Here is a 2564-nt window from a genome sequence, read left to right on the forward strand (position 1 = left end):
CCCGGGCGGGGCTGGACCCGGTCGGCGACGCCACCGGCTTCGCCGCCCTCGAGGTCCGCGTGAGCGGCCTCCGCGCCGAGCTCGAGTCCGACGCCGCTGACCTCAAGGAGCGGGAGACCGGACTGGTCCTGCGCCACGGCGAGCACAAGGCCCAGCTCCGCGGGGTGGAGGAGGAGCTGGCGAGCCTGGTGGGACGGCGCAGCAACCTGCCGGCCGATCAGCTGCAGATCCGCGGCGAGCTCTGCGCGGACCTCGGGGTGGCGGAGGCGGACCTGCCGTTCGCGGGCGAGCTGCTCGACGTGTCCGAGGACCACGCCGAGTGGAGGGGGGCCGCCGAACGCGTCCTGCGGGGCTTCGCCGTGTCCCTCCTGGTGCCCCAGCGTCACTACGCCGACGTGGCCGAGTGGGTCAACGCCCGGCGGCTCACCGCGCGCCGCCCCGGTGGACGCGAGGTGGGGGCCCGGCTGACGTACGAGCGCGTCCCCGAGCGTCACCTGTCGCTGCAGCGGCCCCAGGTCGACGGCCTGATGCTGGCCGACACCCTGGAGGTCGCCGACACCCCGCTGCGCGGCTACCTGCACAAGGAGCTGTTCTCAAGGGCGGACCACCTCTGCGCCGGCACGCTGGAGGAGTTCCGCCGCGCCGACCGGGCGGTCACCCGCGAGGGCCAGGTCCGCTCGCGCGATCGTCACGTCAAGGACGACAGGCAGCGGGCCGACGATCCCCGAGGGTGGGTCCTGGGGTGGCGCAACGAGCAGAAGGTCGCCGCCCTGCAGGAGCGGCGGGCCGAGCTCACCCGGGAGGTGGACGGGGCCGCCGCGCTGCTCGAGGCGGTGACGCTCGAGCAGCGGGCGATGGGGGAGCGGCACACCGCGCTCGCCCGGCTGGGCGACCACCCGGTGTGGCGCGACCTGGACTGGGAGGAGGCCCGGGACCGGGCCGACGCCGCCGACGCCGAACGCCGTCGCCTCCTGGAGGGGAGCAGTGAGCTGGCGGAGATCAACCGGCGCCTGGACCAGGTCGACGCGCACGCCGGCGAGCTCACCTCGACGGAACGCGCGCTGGCCGATTCGCTGGGCGGGGCCAAGAGCCGGGCGGACCACGAGGCCCGGCAGATGGCCGGCGACGAGCGCACCCTCACCGAGCTGGGCGAGGAGCTGCGCGCCGCGGCCCGCGAGGTGTACCCGAGGCTGCGCGACCGCGAGGGCCGCGCCCGCGCGGAGACGGCGGACGAGACCCACCAGGTGGAGCGACGGCTGCAGGACGCGCTCGACAAGGAGGTCGACCGCACGCAGCGCGAACTCAACGGGTACACCACGAGCCTGCAGCAGGGGATGGCCGAGATCCGGCGGAGGTGGCCGGAGCAGACCACCGAGATGGACCAGTCCGTCGACGCCCGCGCGGAGTACGTCCGGTTCCACGAGCAGGTGGCGCAGGACGACCTGCCGCGGTTCGTGGAGGAGTTCGAGAAGCAACTCAAGACCAACGCCATCCGCGAGCTCGCCGGCTTACACAGTTGGCTCCTGCGCCAGGCCGATGACATCCAGCAGAAGGTGGAGCGGATCAACGAGGCGCTCGGTGCGATCGACTTCAACCCCGGCCGCTACGTCCGCCTGGATCGCGAGAACACGGTCAACCAGGAGGTCCGGGCGTTCCGATCGGACCTGCGGGCCGTCACAGACGACGCGATCGGCGGCGACGACCGCTACTCGGAACAGCGCTATCAGGACGTGCGCGTGATCCTCGAGCGGCTTCGGGGCCGCGAGGGGCACAGCGACACGGACCGCACGTGGCGGGACCGGGTCACCGACGTGCGCAACTGGTTCACCTTCTCCGCGTCCGAGCGCGACCGCGAGACCGACGAGGAGTGGGAGCACTACCGCGACTCCGACGGCAAGTCCGGCGGGCAGAAGGAGAAGCTCGCCTACACCATCCTCGCCGCGTCGCTGGCCTACCAGTTCGGCCTGGAGTGGGGCGCGGAGAAGGCCCGCGACTTCCGCTTCGCGGTGATCGACGAGGCCTTCGGCCGTGGGTCCGACGCGTCCACGAGGTACGCCCTCGAGTTGTTCGCCAAGCTGGGCATCCAGCTGCTCATCGTGACGCCGCTGCAGAAGGTCCACGTGATCGCGCCGTACGTCCGCTCCATCGGCTACGTGGACAACGTCGAGGGCCGCTACTCCCGGCTCGTCATGATGACCACACAGGAGTACCACGAGCAACGCGGAGGCGGCTGATGCCCGGCGACGGACGCCGGTGGGCGACCCCCGACACCGTGCGGGCGAAGGTGCGGCGGCGGTGGGACGACGGCACCCTGCTCGGCGCGTTCGGCCGCGGCGAACCGTTCGAGGCGCTCGAGATCCCGCTCGCGGGCCCGCGGACCGCAGAGCTCGGCGAGCGGCTGGGCGAGGTCCAGGACTGGGCGGCCGCGATCGAGGACGGCAGCCGCGCCGGCGAGCGCTACACCGTGCGGTACAAGGAGGTCGGGGGCAGGCGGTTCGGGCGCAACCGGATCCCGTCGCACGCGGTCGTCGAGCGCTTCGAGCAGGCCTGGCGGCTGCTCGGGG

General features: G+C 73.0%; 2 protein-coding genes. Both read left to right on the forward strand.

Annotated elements, in window-relative coordinates; translation table 11 throughout:
* Nucleotides 1-2234 (forward strand): ATP-binding protein (locus B4M60_RS04380; protein ID WP_291080640.1); only part of this gene is annotated, 2234 nt, incomplete at its 5' end.
* The coding region (locus B4M60_RS04385; RefSeq protein WP_291080641.1) for a DUF3322 domain-containing protein at nucleotides 2234-2564 on the forward strand (331 nt) is incomplete at its 3' end. The genes B4M60_RS04380 and B4M60_RS04385, both read left to right, overlap by 1 nt.

The sequence above is a fragment of the Dietzia sp. UBA5065 genome (assembly GCA_002415925.1).
Lineage (GTDB): Bacteria > Actinomycetota > Actinomycetes > Mycobacteriales > Mycobacteriaceae > Dietzia.